Annotated in this window: 10 protein-coding genes; 8 read left to right on the plus strand and 2 right to left on the minus strand. The window is 78.0% G+C overall.

All coding sequences use genetic code 11. The features are described 5' to 3' along the window. Positions 1-99 precede the first annotated feature (99 nt). Positions 100-831, plus strand: coding sequence for a class I SAM-dependent methyltransferase (locus ACI79F_RS08380; RefSeq protein ID WP_456545710.1), 732 nt, complete (start codon positions 100-102; stop codon positions 829-831). Positions 832-897: 66 nt separating this feature from the next. On the opposite strand, the gene ACI79F_RS08385 is transcribed toward ACI79F_RS08380, so the two are convergent. Together ACI79F_RS08385 and ACI79F_RS08390 are read right to left on the minus strand one after the other, a co-directional pair. Next, positions 898-2,154: a hypothetical protein gene (locus ACI79F_RS08385; protein ID WP_456545709.1), complete on the minus strand. Its 1,257-nt coding sequence runs from the start codon at positions 2,152-2,154 to the stop codon at positions 898-900. 64 nt (positions 2,155-2,218) lie between these two features. Further along, positions 2,219-3,598 (minus strand): glycosyltransferase family 4 protein, encoded by a 1,380-nt coding sequence (locus ACI79F_RS08390; protein ID WP_456545708.1) that lies wholly within the window; start codon positions 3,596-3,598, stop codon positions 2,219-2,221. A 75-nt stretch (positions 3,599-3,673) separates the two neighbouring features. Here ACI79F_RS08390 and ACI79F_RS08395 point away from each other — a divergent pair, with 75 nt between their 5' ends. From ACI79F_RS08395 to ACI79F_RS08425, 7 genes are all read left to right on the plus strand, one after another. Continuing rightward, positions 3,674-4,399, plus strand: coding sequence for a class I SAM-dependent methyltransferase (locus tag ACI79F_RS08395; protein WP_456545707.1), 726 nt, complete (start codon positions 3,674-3,676; stop codon positions 4,397-4,399). Between the two features lie 77 nt (positions 4,400-4,476). After that, on the plus strand, positions 4,477-8,715 hold the full coding sequence (locus tag ACI79F_RS08400; RefSeq protein WP_456545706.1) for an alpha-(1->3)-arabinofuranosyltransferase domain-containing protein: 4,239 nt from the start codon (positions 4,477-4,479) through the stop codon (positions 8,713-8,715). 131 nt (positions 8,716-8,846) lie between these two features. Beyond that, positions 8,847-9,812, plus strand: coding sequence for a DUF3068 domain-containing protein (locus ACI79F_RS08405; RefSeq protein WP_456578894.1), 966 nt, complete (start codon positions 8,847-8,849; stop codon positions 9,810-9,812). Positions 9,813-9,835: 23 nt separating this feature from the next. After that, positions 9,836-14,071, plus strand: coding sequence for an alpha-(1->3)-arabinofuranosyltransferase domain-containing protein (locus ACI79F_RS08410; RefSeq protein ID WP_456545704.1), 4,236 nt, complete (start codon positions 9,836-9,838; stop codon positions 14,069-14,071). 17 nt (positions 14,072-14,088) lie between these two features. Next, positions 14,089-15,330 (plus strand): DUF4185 domain-containing protein, encoded by a 1,242-nt coding sequence (locus tag ACI79F_RS08415; protein WP_456545703.1) that lies wholly within the window; start codon positions 14,089-14,091, stop codon positions 15,328-15,330. 7 nt (positions 15,331-15,337) lie between these two features. After that, positions 15,338-16,705, plus strand: coding sequence for an MFS transporter (locus tag ACI79F_RS08420; RefSeq protein ID WP_456545702.1), 1,368 nt, complete (start codon positions 15,338-15,340; stop codon positions 16,703-16,705). A 59-nt stretch (positions 16,706-16,764) separates the two neighbouring features. After that, positions 16,765-18,333 carry a gluconokinase gene (locus ACI79F_RS08425; protein WP_456545701.1) on the plus strand — a complete coding sequence of 523 codons (1,569 nt, stop codon included), beginning with the start codon at positions 16,765-16,767 and terminating at the stop codon, positions 18,331-18,333. Positions 18,334-18,341 lie beyond the last annotated feature (8 nt).

Below are 18,341 nucleotides of genomic sequence, written 5' to 3' on the forward strand. Positions count from 1 at the left end.
GGCGTCACCACGACGGGTGGGTCCCCCGGGCGGTGACCGCCGGGCAGCCGCGGGGCGGGTAGCGTCTGGCGGTCGGATCCGCAGGTGATGGGAGTGTTGGTGCTGGAGTCTCCGTCGACGTCCTCCTCGGAGGGGCGTTTCCCGCAGGTCTGGGAGCTGGCCGACCGGATCCCCGGATGGCTGTCCCGGGACCAGGGCGAACTGCTCGACGAGGCGGCCCGGGAGCTGCCCGACGGCGCGCACGCGCTGGAGATCGGGTCCCACCAGGGCCGCTCCACCGTGGTCCTGGGCACCGTGCTGCAGGGGAAGGGCGGGCGCCTCTACGCCGTCGACCCCTTCATCGACGGCAAGCTGTTCGGCGGGCGCAAGACCCGCGACTCGTTCGAGCGCCACGTCGCCGAGGCCGGGGTCGCCGACACCGTGGAGCTGGTCTGCGACTACTCCACGGAGATCCGCGGGTCCTGGGACCGGCCGTTCCAGCTGCTGTACATCGACGGCAAGCACGACTACTGGACCTTCACCGACGACCTGAAGTGGCGGGTGCACCTGCCCGACGGCGCCGCCGTCCTGGTGCACGACTGCTTCTCCTCGATCGGGGTCACCCTCGGCGTCCTGGCGCGGGTGCTCCCGGCGTCGGACCTGCGCTACGAGCGGCGCGCCGGCTCGCTGGCGCTGTTCCGGGTGGGCCGGCCGACGCTGCGCGACCGGCTGCGGATCCTCGGCGAGCTGCCGTGGTGGGTCCGCAACGTCTTCATCAAGGTGCTGCTGCGCCTGCGGCTGCGCCCCGTCGCCCGCCTGTTCGGGCACGACTCGCCGTACGACCCGTACTGATCCACCTCCGGACGCGCCGCGGCCGGCCGGTCGCCCGGCCGGCCGCGGCGCGTCCGCGTGGAGGGGTCAGGAGGCGGGGACGACGGCGGTGTGCGCCCGGCGCAGCCGCAGCAGCCCGGTGGCCACCAGCAGCACGCTGGCCGCCACGGCGGCGCCGGCGACGGCGAGCACCGTCAGCCGGTCCCCGGCGGCGAAGACCTCGACCGTCACGCCCTCGAGGACGACGGCGCACCACACCGCCACCGCGGCCACCCGGTCGGCGGCGGCGATCCCGGAGTAGAGCAGCAGCTGGGCCAGCGCCAGCAGCGTCCCCAGCAGCGCGAACAGCCACGTCGCGCCGCCGAGCGCGGCCCCGTAGTCGGCGCCGCCCACCAGGGGCAGCGCCCGGGCGCCGAGGACCGCGGTCACGGCCGTCAGCGCGGCCCCCGTGGCCGCGACGAGCGCGACGGCCGCCGGGAGCAGCCGCCGGCGCCCGGAGGGGTCGGCCAGCCGCGGCAGCAGCACGACGCTGACGCCCTGCGGCAGCCAGAAGGCGACCTTCGCGAAGATCGAGGCCACCGCGTACTCGCCGGCCAGCTCGGCCGGCAGGTGGTGGCGGGCGAGCAGCACGTCGATGTTCACCAGCAGCACCAGGCCCAGCAGCGCGCCGGAGGCGCGGGCGGCGGCCAGCACGTGCGGCCGGGCCCCGCGCGCGAGGCCGGGGCGCCCCGCGGCGACCCAGCCGAGCAGCGCGCTGGTGGTGCAGCCGACGGCCATCCCGACGAGCGCGGACTGCGGCGTGCCGCCGATGAGCAGGCCGGTGATGCCGCCGCCGGTCTTCGCCAACCCGAACGCGCCGGTCACGATCGCCAGCCGCCAGTAGCGGCCGGCGCCCTGGAGGAGGCCGTCGTAGCCGCCGACCAGGGTGTGCGGCACCAGGACGGCGACCAGCCACAGCACCGTCGAGGGGCTGTCGAGGTGCAGCAGCGACACCAGCGGCCCGACGGCGAGCAACCCGAGCAGGCCCACCGCCACGGCGCCGGCCAGCAGCGCCGCGTGCAGCCGCGCGGTGACCAGCCGCTGGTCGGCCGGGCGGGAGCCCAGGGTGAGTGCGGCCGCCGTCTGCAGGCCCGTCATCGGCACCACGCCGATGAACATGACGCCCAGCAGCGCCGCGAGCTCCCCGTAGGCCTCCGGCGCCAGCAGCCGCGCGGCCGCCACGGTGAAGACGTAGGCCAGCCCGTTGACGCCCAGCAGGGCCAGCGACACCAGCGCGGCCGGCAGCGCGGCCTGCCGCCGGATCAGCGGGACCCGGGGCGCCGACGGGGCCTGGGCGGCGGTCATCCCCGCGCTCCGGGCCGGGGCGCGGCGCCGCCGTGCGGCCTCCGACCCGGCCGGGCGCACAGGGTCACGCCGTCCCGGTCCGTCCGGCCGGCGCGACGTCGCCGGGAGGGGAGGGGAGGTCGGCTACCGTCCCGTCCGTCCCCCAGCCCTGCTGCCGGAAGCGGTGACCCCGGTGAAGGACCTCCGCGCCGTGCTCCTCGCCCTGCTCGCCGGCGCCCTGCTCGGCGCGGGCGTCGTCGTCGGTGTCGTCGCCGCGCACGACCCCGACCGCGATGCCGTCGAGCACGCGCGCCAGGTCGTCGAGGGCGAGGTCCGGGTCGGCGCCGGCCGCGGCTGAGTCGCGGACCGAGCCGGCCAGCACGGCGGCGAAGCCGCGGACGGTCGCCGGCCACGCGTAGGACGCGGCGTGCCGGGCGGCGGCCGCGCCCATGGCGCGGCGGGCGTCGTCGTCCTCCAGCAGCCGGGCGGTCGCGGCGGTCATCTCGTCGAGGTCGTCGATGAGCACGCCGCTGACGCCGTCCACGATCGACTCCCGCAGGCCGCCGGCCGCGCGGTAGCCCACGGTCGGCACCTCGTGCCCGCCGGCCTCGTTGACGACAAGCCCCCAGCCCTCCTTGACCGAGGGGCACAGGTGCACCCAGGCCGAGGCGAGCAGCTCGTGCTTGGCCTGCTCGTCGACGAACCCGGCGAAGGTGACCCGGTCGGCCACCCCAAGCCGCTCGGCCTCGGCGCGCAGCTGCTCCTCCCACCAGCCGTCGCCGATCACGGTGAGCCGCAGGTCGGGCCAGCGGTCGCTCAGCCGGGCGAGGACCTCCAGGGCGTGCTCGACCCGCTTGTGCGGCACCAGCCGGCCCAGCGCGACGAGCTCGGGGGTGGGGGAGCGGCGGGTGCTCACCGCCGGCACCGGCTCGATGCCGACGGGGACGACGGTGATCCGCTCGGCGCCGATGCCCAGGCCGGTCATCTCGCCGCGGGTGGCCTCGGAGATGGTCACGTAGCGGGACCGGCGGTAGATGCGGGGCGCGACCAGCGACTCCAGCCACCAGCCGATCCGGCCGGTGACCTTGCCGAAGACGATCGGCCACTGCTCGCGGTGCACGTGGTAGACGACCGCGGTCACCGGCCCGCGGCGGACCAGGGTGCTCCCGAACGGGATGCCGTTCTGCACGTCGACGACCAGGCGGGGGCGGGTGCGCCGGACGAAGGCCAGCGCCTTCGGGTAGACGCTCAGCCGGCTGCCCCGGCGGACGATCCGCACGCCGTTGACCACCTCGTCGGCGGGGGCCCGGTCGTGGGCGGCGCAGAAGAGCGTGACACGCAGGCCGGCGGCCGCCAGCCCCTCGGCCACCTGGTGCACGTACCGTTCGGAGCCGCCGCCCTCCGGGTGGCTGAGATCGCGCCAGTTCACGAACAGGACGTCGGTGTCCACGGGTCGGTCGAGCACTCGGGGCACATTAATGCACGTGACGGCGTCCATCGATCTGCGCGCCGGACCCCTCGCTCGAACGGAGTGCACCGCATGGACCGATCGGCCACCCTCGCACGGTCGATCACCCTGTTCCGCGCCTTCCGGCGCGAGCAGACCGACCCCGACGGCTTCTATGGCGTGCTGGCGGCCGACTCGGTCGCCCAGCTCTCCCGGTGGGTCGCCCTCGACGGGGCCACCGTCCTCGACGTGGGCGGCGGGGCGGGCTACTTCGCCGACGCCTTCCGCGGCGCCGGGGCCACCTACATGGGCCTGGAGCCCGACGCCGGGGAGATGGCGGCCCGCGGCGAGCCCGAGCCCGGCACGCTGCGCGGCAGCGGCGAGGAGCTGCCGATCCGCACCGGCGCGGTCGACGTCTGCTACTCCTCCAACGTCCTCGAGCACGTCCGCCGGCCGTGGGTCATGGCCGACGAGATGGTGCGGGTGACCCGCCCGGGGGGCACGGTCTTCCTCTCCTACACCCCGTGGCTGTCCCCGTGGGGCGGGCACGAGACCTCGCCCTGGCACTACCTGGGCGGGCACCGGGCGCGCCGGCGCTTCCGCCGGCGGACGGGTGCCGAGCCGAAGAACAGGTTCGGCGAGTCGCTGTTCGCCGTCTCCGCCGGCGCGGCGCTGCGGTGGGCCCGCTCCTGCCCGGACGCCGACCTGCTCGCCGTCCTGCCGCGCTACCACCCGTGGTGGGCCCGGTGGGTGGTGCGGGTGCCCGGCCTGCGCGAGGTCGTGTCCTGGAACGTCGTGCTCGTCCTGCGCCGCCGGTGACGACCATGGAACGGCCGGCGGACGGGGGCGTCCGGCAGTCCGTCCCGGTCGCCTGAGCGCCGGGAGGACCTCGCGACATGGCGTCGACCCCCCTCGACGAGCTGACCGGCCCGCCCGCCGCGGGCCCGGCCGCGCCCGCGGAGCCGGCCCCGAGCGGGCCCGGCCGGGTCCACCGGCTGCTGGGCGCCGCCCGGGCGGCGCTGGTGTGCGCGGGCTTCGTGGTGCTCGCGGTCCTGCAGCGCCCGGGTGAGGTGGTCGGCGACACCAAGCTGGACCTGGTGGTGGACCCGCTCGGGTTCCTGGGCCGGGCGCTGACGCTCTGGGACCCGGAGGGGGCCGCGGGCCAGCTGCAGAACCAGGCGTACGGCTACTTCTTCCCGATGGGCCCCTTCTTCGCCCTGGGGCAGGTGCTGGGGGTGCCGCCGTGGCTGGTGCAGCGGCTGTGGCTGGCGCTGCTGATGAGCGTCGCGTGCCTGGGCGTGGCGGCCCTGGCGCGCCGGCTGGGGATCGGCACGCCGACCACCGCGCTGGCCGCCGGCGTCGCCTACGCCCTGGCGCCGCGCATGCTCACGTCCATGGGGGCGGTCTCGGCCGAGCTGGTCCCGATGGCGCTGGCGCCGTGGGTGCTGGTGCCGCTGGCCGGGGTGGCGGTGCACGGCTCGGCGCGCCGGGCGGCGATGCGCTCGGGGCTGGCGGTGGCCTGCATCGGCGGGGTGAACGCGGTGGCGACGGCGGCGGCGCTGCCGCTGGCCGCCCTGTACCTGCTGACCCGCCCGCCCGGCCCGCTGCGGCGGCGGCTGATCGGCTGGTGGGTCCTCGCCGTCGCGCTGGCGACCGCCTGGTGGGCCGTCCCGCTGCTGCTGTTCGGCCGCTACAGCCCGCGGTTCCTGGACTACATCGAGACGGCCGCGGTGACGACCGCGCCGACCGACGTCCTCACCGTGCTCCGCGGCACCTCGCACTGGATCGCCCACCTCGAGACGCTCGACGGCCCGGTCTGGCCGGCGGGCTGGTCGCTGGTGCACGACGCGACGCCCGCCGCCGCCACGGTGGTCCTGGCGGCGGCCGGCCTGGCCGCGCTGTGCCGCTCCGACCTGCGCGAGCGGCGGTGGCTGGTGCTGGGCGTCCTCACCGGGGTCGTCCTGGTGTCGATGGGGCACCTGGCCGAGGTCGACGGATGGGCGGCGGGCTGGCTGCGCGAGGCCCTGGACGGGCCGCTGGCCCCGCTGCGGAACGTGCACAAGTTCGACCCGGTGCTGCGGCTGCCGCTGGCCCTGGGCCTGGCGCACCTGAGCGCCGTCCTGGTCCGGCGCGCCGGGCGGGGGAGCGCGGCCGGGCGGTCCCGCGCGCGCACCTGGGCCGGGCGCGCGGTCCGGCTGACGGCGCGCGCCGTCGTGGCCGCCGCGGTGGCGCTGACGGTGGTCGCCGCCGCCACCCCGGCGCTGGCCGGCCGGCTCCTGCCGGCGAGCGGCTTCGAGGACGTGCCCGGCTACTGGCGGGAGACGGCGGAGTTCCTGGCCGCCGAGCAGCCCAGCGGGCGGGCGCTGCTGGTGCCGGGGTCGGCCTTCGCCACCTACGCGTGGGGCTCCGCCACCGACGAGCCGCTGCAGCCGCTGGCGCGGTCGCCGTGGGACGTCCGCAACCAGATCCCCCTCACCCCGGAGGGGCACATCCGCATGCTGGACGCCGTCGAGGCGCGGTTGTCGCGCGGTGAGGGGTCGCCGGGCCTGGGCCCGTTCCTGGCCCGGGCCGGCATCTCCCACCTGGTGCTGCGCAACGACCTGGACCCCGGCGAGGCGGGGGTGACCCGCGCGATCCTGGTCCGGCAGGCCCTGGCGGCCTCCCCGGGCATCACCCCGGTGGCCGGGTTCGGCCCGGTCCTGGACCCCCCGGCACCGCGGGACGGCCGGCTGGTCGACGCCGGGCTGACCGAGCCGGCCCCCGCCGTCCAGGTCTACGCCGTGGCGGACGCCGCCCCGCCGGCCTGGACGGCGCCGCTGTCCTCGGCGGTCGGGGTCCGCGGCGGCCCGGACGCGGTCCTGCCGCTGGAGGACCGCGGCCTGGTCACCGGCCGGCCGACGGTGACCGCCGGGGACGACGGCACGTCGGGGGTCCCGGTCGTGGTCAGCGACGCGCTGGTCCGGCGGGAGCGCAACGTCGGCCGCGTCTCCGGCGCGACGTCGGCCGGCCTGTCCCGGGACGACCCGCGGCGGCTGGACACCCCCGTCCGGGACTACCCCCTGCCGGACATGGCCGGCGCGGAGTCCGTGGTCGCGTACCTCGGCGGGAGGGTCGATGCGTCCAGCTCCGCCTCGGACGCCGCCGGCTTCCAGGCCGGCCGGCTGGACACCCACCCCTGGGCGGCGCTCGACGGTGACCCGCTGACGGCCTGGCAGCCGGCGCCGTGGGCCGACATCTCGGCGCCGTCGTGGTGGCGGCTGACCACCGACAGCCCGTTCGCGGCCCCGGGGGTGACCGTCACCCTCGGCGCGCGGCTGGGCTTCCAGCGCCCCACCCGGCTGGTGCTCACCACGGATGCGGGGGCGGTCACCGTGCCCGTCGCCGACACCGGCGAGCCCCAGCTCCTGCCGCTGCCCGCCGGGGAGACGACCTCCCTGACCATCAGCAGCGTCGTCGTCGACGGGGACGCCTCCGACGGCTACGGGCTCGTGCTCGCCGAGGTCGGCGTCCCCGGGGTCGCCCTGCAGCGGACGGTGGTCGCCCCGCGGGTCGAGGGGCCGGTGGACGTGTACGCCTTCGACGTCTCGGGCGGCCGCACCGGCTGCGTCGTCGACACCGCCGGGGTGCCCCGGTGCGCCGCCGCCCTCGTCGACGCGGCCGAGGAACGCCTCGTCCTGGACCGGACCTTCGACACCGCCGGGGCCGCCGACCACGACCTGGCCGCGACCGCGCTGCCCCGCCTCGGGCCCGACCTCGACGCCCTGCTCGCGCAGGTCCGCGGCGGCCCCGCGGCCGAGGCCAGCAGCAGCACGGTGTGGGACCCGCGCGGCAGCCCCGCGGCGGCCGTCGACGGGGACCCCCGGACGACGTGGCTGGCCGGCGGTGACGACCAGCGGCCCCTGCTGACCCTGACCTTCCCCGAGGTCCGGACGATCGACTCGCTCCGGGTCGTCACGGACCCCACCGCACCGGCCTCCGCAGCCACCGCGGTCACCGTCTACGAGGGGGACGGGCCCCGGACCGTGCCGCTGGACGGCGACGGCTGGGCCCGCTTCGCGCCCGTAGAGACCGACCGGCTGTCGATCACCCTCGAGCAGGCCGACGTCCGGGAGACCGTGGACCCGCCGACCGGCCGGCGCTCGCGGCTGGGCATCGGCGTCAGCGAGCTGGAGGTGGGCGGCCCCAACCCGGCGGCGGCGCCGGGGACGCCGGTCGCGTTCCCGTGCGGCAGCGGGCCGGACGTCCAGGTCGACGGGGGAGTGCTGCAGACCGCGGCGACGACGACCCTGGGCGCGCTGACGGCGGTCCGGCCGATCCCGCTCGAGGTCTGCGCCGGGGGCGCCCAGGTCGCCCTCGCCGAGGGGGAGCACCGGCTGCAGGCCCGCGCCGGCGGGCTGCTCGCCCCGGCGTCGGTGACCCTCACCCGCGCCGGCAGCCCGGGAGCGACCGCGCAGCGCGGCCGGACCCCGGTGGAACGCAGCCGCTGGGACGCCGAGCACCGCACCGTGGAGGTCGGCGCGCGCAGCGAGCCGACGCTGCTGGTGGTGCCGGAGAACGCCAACCCCGGCTGGACCGCGCGGCTGGACGGCGGGGAGCTCGAGTCCGTGACGGTCGACGGGTGGCAGCAGGGCTACGTGCTGCCCGAGGGGCCGGCGGCGACCGTCCGGCTGGACTTCGCGCCGGCGTCCGCGTACCGGCTGGCCCTCGTCGGCGGGGCGGGGGCGGTGCTGCTGCTCGCGCTGGTCTGCGTCCTCCCCGCGCGCCCGCCGCGTGGTCCCGCCGGGGCGCGACGCCGGTCCACCGTCGCCGCCCTGGGGGCCACGGCGGTGCTCGTCGCCTCGGTCACGCTCGGGATGGGGCTGGCCGGCGGCGCCGTCGGCGTCGGCGCCCTGGCCGTGCTCTGGCTGGTCGGCTGGTGCGCGGGGCGGTGGCGGGGCGCCGTCCTCGGCACCCTGGCCGCGGGGGCGCTGCTCGCCGCCGGCCTGGTGCTGCTGGACGTCGTCGACGGCACGGGCACCGAGCGGCAGCAGCTCGCGATCGCGGCGCTGGCCGCGGCCGCCGCAGCGGTCCTCCCGGGCCGCGGCGCGGCGCGGCTCCGGCGGAGGTCAGCGGCCGAGCCGGAGGCGGCGGGGTAGCCGCCGCCGACCGCCCGCCGGGCCCGGGTGACGGCCCGCGACCCGGTGTTCGTCCTGCGCCGTCGGGCCCGGCCGGTCCCGTACCCTGGGGCCGTTTCCACCGCACGAGCCGTCGCGGCGAGAGGAAGTGCATGCGGGCACGTGTCGTCGGGCTGACCCTGGTCGGTCTCGGGGGCTGCGCGCTGGCGGTGGCCGTGCTGCTGCGGGTCTGGCTGGCCCCCCAGCCGCAGGAGCTCGCCCTGGACGAGGACTTCCGCACGGTGGCCGTCGGCGAGGTCGCCTACCTGGACCCGGTCACCCTCCGGCCACGCACCGGGGCCGAGGTCTCGGTGACGGTCGACGTCCGCGGGGACGCCGCCTCCGGGGACGCCGACGGGGACACCGCCGTCTGGACCGCCCGCAGCACGACCAGCGACGCGGACGGCACGCTGGTCTCCACCACGACGACGGTCGCCTGCCTCGACCGCCGGACGGCGCCGGCCCGGGCCTGCGCCGCCGGGTCGGTCGACGGCCGGCCCGCCGACGTCGAGGGGCTGGTGCTGGCCTTCCCGCCGGGCACCGGGCAGCGCGACCACGACATCTGGGACGGCGCGGTCGGCGCGGCGCTGCCCGCCCGGTACGCGGGCACCGAGCAGTTCCGCGGGCTGGTGGTGTACCGGTTCGAGCAGGAGGTCCCCGAGCAGGTGGTCGACTCCGTCACCGTGCCCGCGGCCCTGCTCGGCCTGCCCGCGGGCACCGTGCCCGCCGACGTCGTCCACGCCGGCTCGCGGACGCTGCTCGTCGAGCCGGTCAGCGGCGTCGTGGTGAGCGCGGAGGAGCGCCCGTCGACCGTGCTGCGCGGCGCCGACGGCCGGCCCGGCGCCGTCCTGCTGGCCGGCACCCTGCGCTCGTCGGAGGAGTCGGTCGCCGACGGGGTGGCCCGCGCCCGGGAGGTGCTGGACCGGCAGGAGCTGCTCGGCACCGTGCTGCCCTGGTCGCTGGGCGGCACCGGCCTCGCGCTCGCCGCCCTCGGCGCCCTGCTCGTCGCCCGCGGCCGCCCGGCCCCCGCCCCGCACGTGGACGACGAGCCCGCCCGGGTCGCCGTCCCCGCGGCCTGAGCGCCGGCGAGGTCGGCCCTCCCATGGCCACGGTCGTCACCGACGCCCCCACGGGCACCGCTGCGGTGGACCCGCCGGCGCCCTCGGCGCCGCGGGTGCCGCTGCGCTCGCGCGCCGCCGGGCTGGCGGTCCGCGGGCGGTCGGCGCTGGTCTGCCTCGGCTTCGTCGTGCTGGCGCTGCTGCAGGCGCCCGGCCGGATCGTCGGCGACACCAAGCTCGACCTGGCCGTCGACCCGCGGGGCTTCCTGAGCCGGGCGCTCACGCTGTGGGAGCCGCTGGGCTCGGCCGGCCAGGTGCAGAACCAGGCGTACGGCTACTTCTTCCCGATGGGGCCGTTCTTCGCCCTGGGCGACCTCGCCGGGCTGCCCGCGTGGGTGGTCCAGCGGCTGTGGTGGGCGCTGCTGATGAGCGTCGCCTTCCTCGGGGTCGTCGCGCTGGCCCGGCGGCTGGGGATCGGCACCCCGGTCACGGCGCTGGTGGCCGGGGTCGCCTACGCGCTGGCGCCGCGGATGCTGACCACGATGGGGGAGACCTCCATCGAGCTCGTGCCGATGGCCCTGACGCCGTGGGTGCTGGTGCCGCTGGCCGGGGTCGCGCGGCACGGCTCGGCGCGGCGGGCAGCGCTGCTGTCGGGGCTGGCGGTCTTCTGCGTCGGCGGCGTCAACGCCGTGGCCACGGCCGCCGTCCTCCCGCTGGCCGTGCTGTTCCTGCTCACCCGGCCGGCCGGCCCGCTGCGCCGCCGGCTCGTCGCGTGGTGGGTGCTCGCCGTCGGGCTGGCCACCGCGTGGTGGGCCGGGCCGCTGCTGCTGCTCGGCCGGTACAGCCCGCCGTTCCTCTTCTACATCGAGAACGCGCAGGCGACGACCGGGCCGACCGACGTGCTCAGCGTGCTGCGCGGCACCTCGCACTGGATCGCCGAGATGGCCTCGCCGGCCGGCCCCACCTGGCCGGCGGGGTGGTCGCTGGTGCACGACGCGCTGCCGGTCGCCGGCACGGTCGTCGTCGCCGCGGCCGGGCTGGCGGCGCTGTGCCGCCGCGACCTGCCCGAGCGGCTGTGGCTGGTCCTCGGGGTGCTCGCCGGCGTGGGGCTGGTCTCGCTCGGGCACCTCGCCGCCGTCGACGGGCTCTGGGCCGGCCCGCTGCACGACGCCCTCGACGGGGCGCTGGCGCCGCTGCGCAACGTGCACAAGTTCGACCCGGTGCTGCGGCTGCCCCTGGTGCTGGGGCTGGCCCACCTGGGCGCGGTCCTGCTCCGGGCGGCGCGCCGGCGCCGCGTAGGCACCCCCGCCCGGCCGGGCCGGTCACGCCGGCCCCGCTGGGCGCGCGGCGGCGCGCGGGCCGTCCTCGCCGTCGTCGTCCTCGCGCTGGTCGCGGCCGCCGCCCCGGCGCTGACCGGGCGGCTCGCGCCGCCGGCCGGGTTCACCGAGGTCCCCGGGTACTGGCGGCAGACCGCCGACTTCCTCGCCGCCGAGCAGCCCGGCGGCCGGGCGCTGCTGGTGCCCGGCTCGTCGTTCGGCACCTACCAGTGGGGCGGCGCCGCCGACGAGGTGATCCAGCCGCTGGCGGAGTCGCCGTGGGACGTCCGCAGCTCCATCCCGCTCAGCCCCGAGGGTCACATCCGGGTGCTCGACGCGGTCGAGGAGCGGCTGGCGCTCGGCGAGGGCTCGGCCGGGCTCACCCGGTTCCTCGCCCGGGCCGGGATCTCCCACCTCGTGCTGCGCAACGACCTCGACACCGGTGACGCCCGCTCGACGCGACCGGTCCTGGTGCGCGAGGCGCTGCGCGAGTCGCCGGGCATCACCCGGGTCGCGTCGTTCGGCCCGGTGGGCACCGCGGCCGCCGTGGCCGACGGCCTGGTCTACGACGCCGGGCTCGACGAGCCGGCGCCGGCCATCGAGGTGTACGCCGTGGCCGACCCCGCGCCGCGGGCCTGGACGGCACCCCTGTCGGAGGCCGTCACCGTGGCCGGCGGGCCCGAGGCGGTGCTGTCGCTGGAGGACCGCGGCCTGGTCACCGGCCGGCCCACGGTGTCCGCCGGCGGCGCCGTGCAGGCCGCGCCGTCGATGGTCACCGACGCGCTGGTCCGCCGGGAGCGGACGTTCGGCCGGCTCGACGGCGCCACCTCCGGCGCCCTCGCCCCCGACGACCCGCTGCGGCTGGACGCCCCGGTCCGCGACTACGTGGTGCCCGACGCCGCCGCGGCGGAGAGCGTCGTCCGCTACATCGGGGGCACCCCGACCGCCTCGAGCTCGGCCTCGGACCCCGACGGGTTCGTCGCCACGCGGATGGACACCCAGCCGTGGTCGGCGATGGACGGCGACCCGACCACCGCCTGGCGGCCCGCGCCGTGGGACGAGTCGGGGGAGCCCCCGTGGTGGCGGGTCACCACCGACCAGCAGTTCGCCGGCTCCACGGTCGTGGTCTCCCTCGGTGAGGAGACGGGGGTGGCGCGGCCGGCCGAGCTGCGGCTCACCACCGACGCCGGCTCGGTGACCGTCCCGGTCGCCGACACCGGCGACGAGCAGGTCCTGCCGCTGCCACCCGGCTTCACGTCGAGCCTCACCATCGCGGCGACGACCGCCGAGGACCCGGAGGCGCTGGCCATCGCCGACGTCCGGATCCCCGGCGTGAGCGTCTCGCGCTCGGTGGTCACCCCGCCGGCCGACGGGCCGGTCACCGCCTACGCGTTCGACGCCGAGCGCGGGCGCAGCGGCTGCGTCGTCGTCGCCGACGGCGCCACCCGGTGCGCCGGCGCGCTGGTGTCCGGGTCCGAGGAGCCGGTCTTCCTCGACCGCACGTTCACGGTGGGCGCCTGGGCCGACTACGACGTCGTCGCCACGGCGGTCGCCCGCCCCGGCGCGGCGCTCGACGCGCTGGTCACCCAGCTGCGCGGCACCTACGTCGTCGACGCCAGCAGCTCCGCGGTCGCCGACCCCCGGGGCAGCGCCGTCGCCGCCGTGGACGGCGACCCGGCCACCGCGTGGGTCGCGGCCGGCGACGACGTGCGTCCCGGCCTCACCGTCGCCCTGCCCGAGGTGCGCGCGGTCGACAGCCTCCGCGTCGTCCTCCCCACCGGCACGGCGGCCGCCGTCCCCACCGCGGTCACGCTGGACGACGGCGGCGGCCTGACCCGTACCGTCCGGCTGGCCGCCGACGGCACCGCCCGCTTCGCGCCGCTGGTCACCGACCGGCTCACCGTCACCTTCGACCTGCCCGACGAGGTGCGTTCGGTCGACCCCGCCACCCGCTGGAAGCAGGCCCTCGGCGTCGGCGTGGCCGAGCTGGAGCTGGGCGGCGTGCCCAACCCGGCCACCGACCCCGGCACGCAGGTCTTCCTGCCGTGCGGCACCGGCCCCACCGTGCGGGTGGACGCCGCGGTGGTCCAGACCCTGGTCGACACCACCCTGGGCGAGCTCGTCTCCGGCCGGCCGGTCCGGATCAAGCCGTGCGACGCCATCCCGGCCATGCGGCTGCCCCCGGGCGAGCACCGGGTCCTGGCGCGCAGCAGCGACACCCTCGCCGTGGACTCGGTGACGCTCAGCCGCTTCGGCCGCGACGTCAAGGAGGGCGACGGCGTCCGCACGCCGGCCGAGACCCCCCGGTGGGACGCCGAGCACCGCGTCGTCGAGGTGGCCGAGCGCAGCGAGCCCACGCTGCTCGTCGTCCCGGAGAACACCAACCCCGGCTGGACCGCGCGGCTGGACGGCCGGGAGCTCGAGGCCGTGACCGTGGACGGCTGGCAGCAGGGCTACCTCCTGCCGGCCGGCCCGACCGGCACCGTGGCGCTGGACTTCCCGCCCGGCGCCGAGTACCGGCAGGTCCTGGCGGCCGGCGCCGGGGCGGTGGCCCTGCTCCTCCTGCTCGCCGTGCTCCCGGTGCGGTGGCCGGTGCGGGCCGGCCCGCGCCGCGGCAGCCGGGTCCTGGCCGGCCTGTCGGCCGTGCTGGCCGGCGTCGCCGTCGTCGCCGCCACCGGTCTCGGCACCGCGCTGGTCGGCGGGGTCGTCGGCCTGGCGGCGCTGGCCGGCTCCTGGGTGCTGGCGCAGGTCAGCGGCCGGCGGCGCGGGGCCGTCCTCGGGTCGGTCGCCGCCGCGGCGCTGCTCGCCGCCGGGGCGATGCTGGTCGCCGACCCCGACGGCACCGGGACCGCCCGCCAGGTGGCGGCGATCGTCGCCCTCGCCGCGGTCACCGCCGGCGTCCTGCCGGTGCTGCGGCCGCGGCGGCCGTCGCCCGCCGCGCGGCCGGCGGGAGGGGCGCCGTGATCGGGCACCATGGGCGGGTGACCCGCCGCGCCGCGCTGCTGCCCCTGGTGGGGCTGCTGCTGGCCGGCTGCGTGCGGCTGGAGGCGCCCTCGGCGGAGGAGCGCCGGGACGACGGCGGGGCGCTGGCGGAGGTCTCCCCGGCCGCGTCGGCGGCCACCGCCACCCTCGAGCCGGCGTGCCCGCCGCCGGAGCCCGGCCAGGTGCTGACCGCCGACGACCTCAACGACGCCTTCGCGGAGTCCGACCTGCGCTGGTGGCAGTCGGCGGACCTCGGCGCCAGCGCGGTGCTCGCCGACGGCCGGGTGGTGTGGCTGTGGGGCGACACGATCCGGGAGGAGGACGTCCTGCCCGAGCAGCCGCAGATGGTCGACAACTCGATGCTGGTCACCTCCGGCACCTGCATCTCCCAGCTGCTCCCCGAGGACCGCGGCCCGATCCTCCCGCTGGACCCGAACCGGCTGACCGTGTGGCCGATGTCCGTGCTGCGGATGGACCCCGGCCCGGACGCGGCGCCGGACGTGACCGACACGGTCGTCGTCTTCTGCTCCCGGGTGCAGCGCGGCGACCGGATGTGGGACTTCATCGTCCGCGGCACGACGGTGGCCGTGTTCACCGTCGGCGCCGACGGGGTCCCGCGGCTCAGCCAGGCCGCGCAGCTGACGCCGGACACCCCCGACCTGAACTCCGTCCACTGGGGCGCGGCGTCGGTGCACGACGGCGACTGGGTGTACCTGTACGGCACCCGCAACACCGGCGAGGCCTACGTCTACGGCCACGAGCTGTACGTCTCCCGGCTGCCGGCCGGCGACCTGATGGACGGCTCGGCGATCGAGTACTGGGACGGCAGCGCCTGGCAGGCCGACAGCAGCCGCGCCGTGCCGCTGATCGGGGCCGAGGAGGGGGTGTCGCAGACCCTGTCGGTGAACCTGGTCGACGGCCGGTGGCTGGCCTACTCCAAGCTCGGCGGCGACATCGCCGACGAGGCGGCGATCTGGTCCGCCGACGCCCCCACCGGGCCGTTCGTCGCCCGGCCGGTGCTCTCCTCGCCGGGCGGCCTGCCCGACCGGGTCGACCCCACCCAGGACCCGGAGGACCGGCCGGTCGGGTACCTGCAGTACACCCCGCTGGCCCACCCGGGCATCCCCACCGTGCCGGGCGCCATGCTCGTCTCGGTCTCCCGCAACGTCACCGACTACGACATGCTGCTGGCCCAGCCGCAGCTGGGCCGGCCGCTGTTCTCCGAGGTCCCGCGCGGCTGACCCGCCCGTGGGCGGGGTCACGCCGGCCCGGCGGATGACCGGCGGCGCGGCCGGCGTTGGCCGCAGGGTGCACCCCTCGGCGACGCTGCGCGCGTACACCGTCTGGCTGGTGGCACTGGTCTCCTACGTGGTCGCGGTCTTCCACCGCGCGTCGCTGGGCGTCGCCGGGCCGGAGGCGCAGGAGCGGTTCTCCGCCGGCGCGTCCGCCGTCTCCCTGTTCCTCGTGCTGCAGCTGGCCGTCTACGCCGGCATGCAGGTGCCGGTCGGCGTCGCGCTGGACCGGTTCGGCTCCCGGCGGCTGATCGTCGCCGGCGGGCTCACCATGGCCGCCGGGCAGGTGGTGCTCGCGCTGGCCGCCGACGTCCCGACCGCCGTCGCCGCGCGGGTGCTGGTCGGCGCGGGCGACGCGATGACCTTCATCAGCGTGCTGCGGGTGATCGGCGCCTGGTTCCTCGGCCGCACGGTGCCGGTGCTCACCCAGCTGACCGGCATCCTGGGCCAGCTCGGTCAGGTGGCCGCCGCCACCCCGCTCGTCGCGCTGCTGCACGGCGTCGGGTGGCAGGACACCTTCCTCGGCGCGGGGGCCGTCGGCGTGCTGGTCGCCGTGCTGGTGCTCGCCACGCTCCGCGACGTCCCGGCCGGGGCCACCCGGCCCGCGCCGCCCGGCCTGGCCGCCGTCCGGGCGGGCCTGGTCGCGACCTGGCGGGAGTCCGGCACCCGGATCGGGCTGTACACGCACCTGGTCACCCAGTTCTCCGGCACGGTGTTCGCGCTGCTGTGGGGCTATCCGTTCCTCACCGCCGGGCAGGGCCTGGCGCCCGGCACCGCCGCCGCGCTGCTCACCTTCCTCGTGCTCGTCGGCATGGTGGTGGGCCCGGTGTTCGGCCGGCTGTGCGGGCGCTGGCCGCTGCGCCGCTCCACCCTCGTCCTGGCCATCACCGCCGCCACGGTGACCGCGTGGACCGTCGTGCTGCTGTGGCCGGGCACCGCGCCGCTGCCGCTGCTCGTGCTGCTCGTCGTCGTCCTCGGCACCAACGGGCCGGGTTCGATGATCGGCTTCGACTTCGCCCGCACCTGGAACCCCGCCGAGCGGCAGGGCAGCGCCAGCGGCGTGGTGAACGTGGGCGGGTTCGTGGCCTCGCTGCTCACGATCCTGGCCATCGGGGCGGTCCTGGACCTGCGGACCCCCGGCGGCTCGACCGGCTACGACCTGGACGCCTTCCGGGCCGCCTTCGCCGTCCAGTACCTGTTCTGGGCCGTCGGCGCGGTCGGTGTGCTGCGCCACCGCCGGCTGCTGCGCGCCCGGCTGGCGCGCGACGGGGTCGTCCTGGTGCCGCTGCGCACGGCCGTCGCCGCCCGGCTGCGCGACCGGTAGCCGGCCGGGGCGGGCGCTCCCGGTCGCGCGCCGCTCCGCCGCCGCCCAGGATCGACGCCGTGGACGTGGTGGTCGGGCTGGACGCGGGGACGACGGCGACGAAGGCCGTCACCGCCGGGACCGACGCCCGGGTGCACGACCTGGTCAGCGTCGCCTACCCGCTGCAGGTGCCCGCGCCGGGCCGGGCCGAGCTCGACGCCGGCCGGCTGGCGGCCGCGGCGGTCGAGGCGCTCACCGGGGTGGTCCGCGCGGCCCGCGACCGCGGCGACCGGGTCGTCGGCATCAGCCTCAGCGCGGCGATGCACGGCCTGGTGCCGCTCGACGACGACGGCACCCCGCTCGGGCCCGTGCTCACCTGGGCCGACGACCGCGCCGCCGGCTGGGCCGCGGCCCTGGTCGCCGACGGGCGGGCCCCCGGCCTGCACGAGCGCACCGGCACCCCCGTGCACGCGATGTCCCCCCTGGTCAAGCTCTCCTGGGAGCGGGCGCAGGACCCCGACCGGGTGGCCGGGGTGCCGCGCTGGGGCGGGGTGAAGGAGCTGCTGGTCGCGGCGCTGACCGGCGGGGCCCACCGGCTGGATCGCTCCTGCGCGTCCGCCACCGGCCTCTACGACCTGCGCGCGGACCGCTGGGACGCCGAGGCGGTGGCCATCGCCGGGGTCCGGCCCGGCCAGCTGGCGGAGGTGCTGCCCACGACCGCCGTGCTGCCGGGCCTGCGGGCCGACGTCGCCGCCGCGACCGGGCTGCCGCGGACCACGCCGGTGGTGATCGGGGCGTCCGACGGCGTGCTGGCCAACCTCGGCGTGGGCGCGGTGCGCCCGGACGTCGCCGCGGTCTCCCTCGGGACGAGCGGGGCGCTGCGCGTCGTCGTCCCGACGCCGACCCTCGACCCGGCCCACCGGCTGTTCTGCTACGCGCTCACCGACGACGCCTGGGTGGTCGGCGGCGCGGTGAACAACGGCGGCTCGGTGGTGCGCTGGGCGGCGCAGGCCCTGGCGGCGGGGGCCGACGCCGGGGCGGCCGGGCCCGAGGGCGAGGACGCCGACGCCCTCGACGCCCGCCTGCTCGAGGAGGCGGCCGGGGTGCCCGCCGGCAGCGCCGGGCTGCTGTGCCTGCCCTACCTGCTGGGGGAGCGCGCCCCGTGGTGGCGGTCGGGGCTGCGCGGCGCCTACGTCGGGCTGCGGCGGGAGCACCGGCGGCCGCACCTGGTCCGGGCCGCGATCGAGGGCGTCTGCCAGCAGCTGGCGCTGGTGCGCGACGCGTTCGCCGCCGCGGAGCTCCCGGTCCGCGAGGTGCGGGCCACCGGCGGTGCGGTCGCCTCCCCGCTGTGGGTCGCCACCCTGGCGGCCGCCCTCGACCTGCCGGTCCGCGTCGCCGACTCGCCGGAGGGCACCGGGCTCGGCGCCTGCCTGCTCGGCTGGCACGCCCTGGGCGCCCTACCGGACCTGGATGCCGCGACGGCGCTGGTCGAGGTCTCCACGCCGGTGCGGCCCGACCCCGCCCAGGCCGCCCTCTACGCCCGGCTGCGGCCCCTGGTCGAGCGGTCGACCGGTGCCCTGACCGACGTGCTCACCGAGCTCGACCACCTCGACGACACCCCCTCCCGCCCCGCCGGCCACCCGGCCTGAGTCCAGGA

Source organism: Blastococcus sp. SYSU D00868, assembly GCF_054050575.1.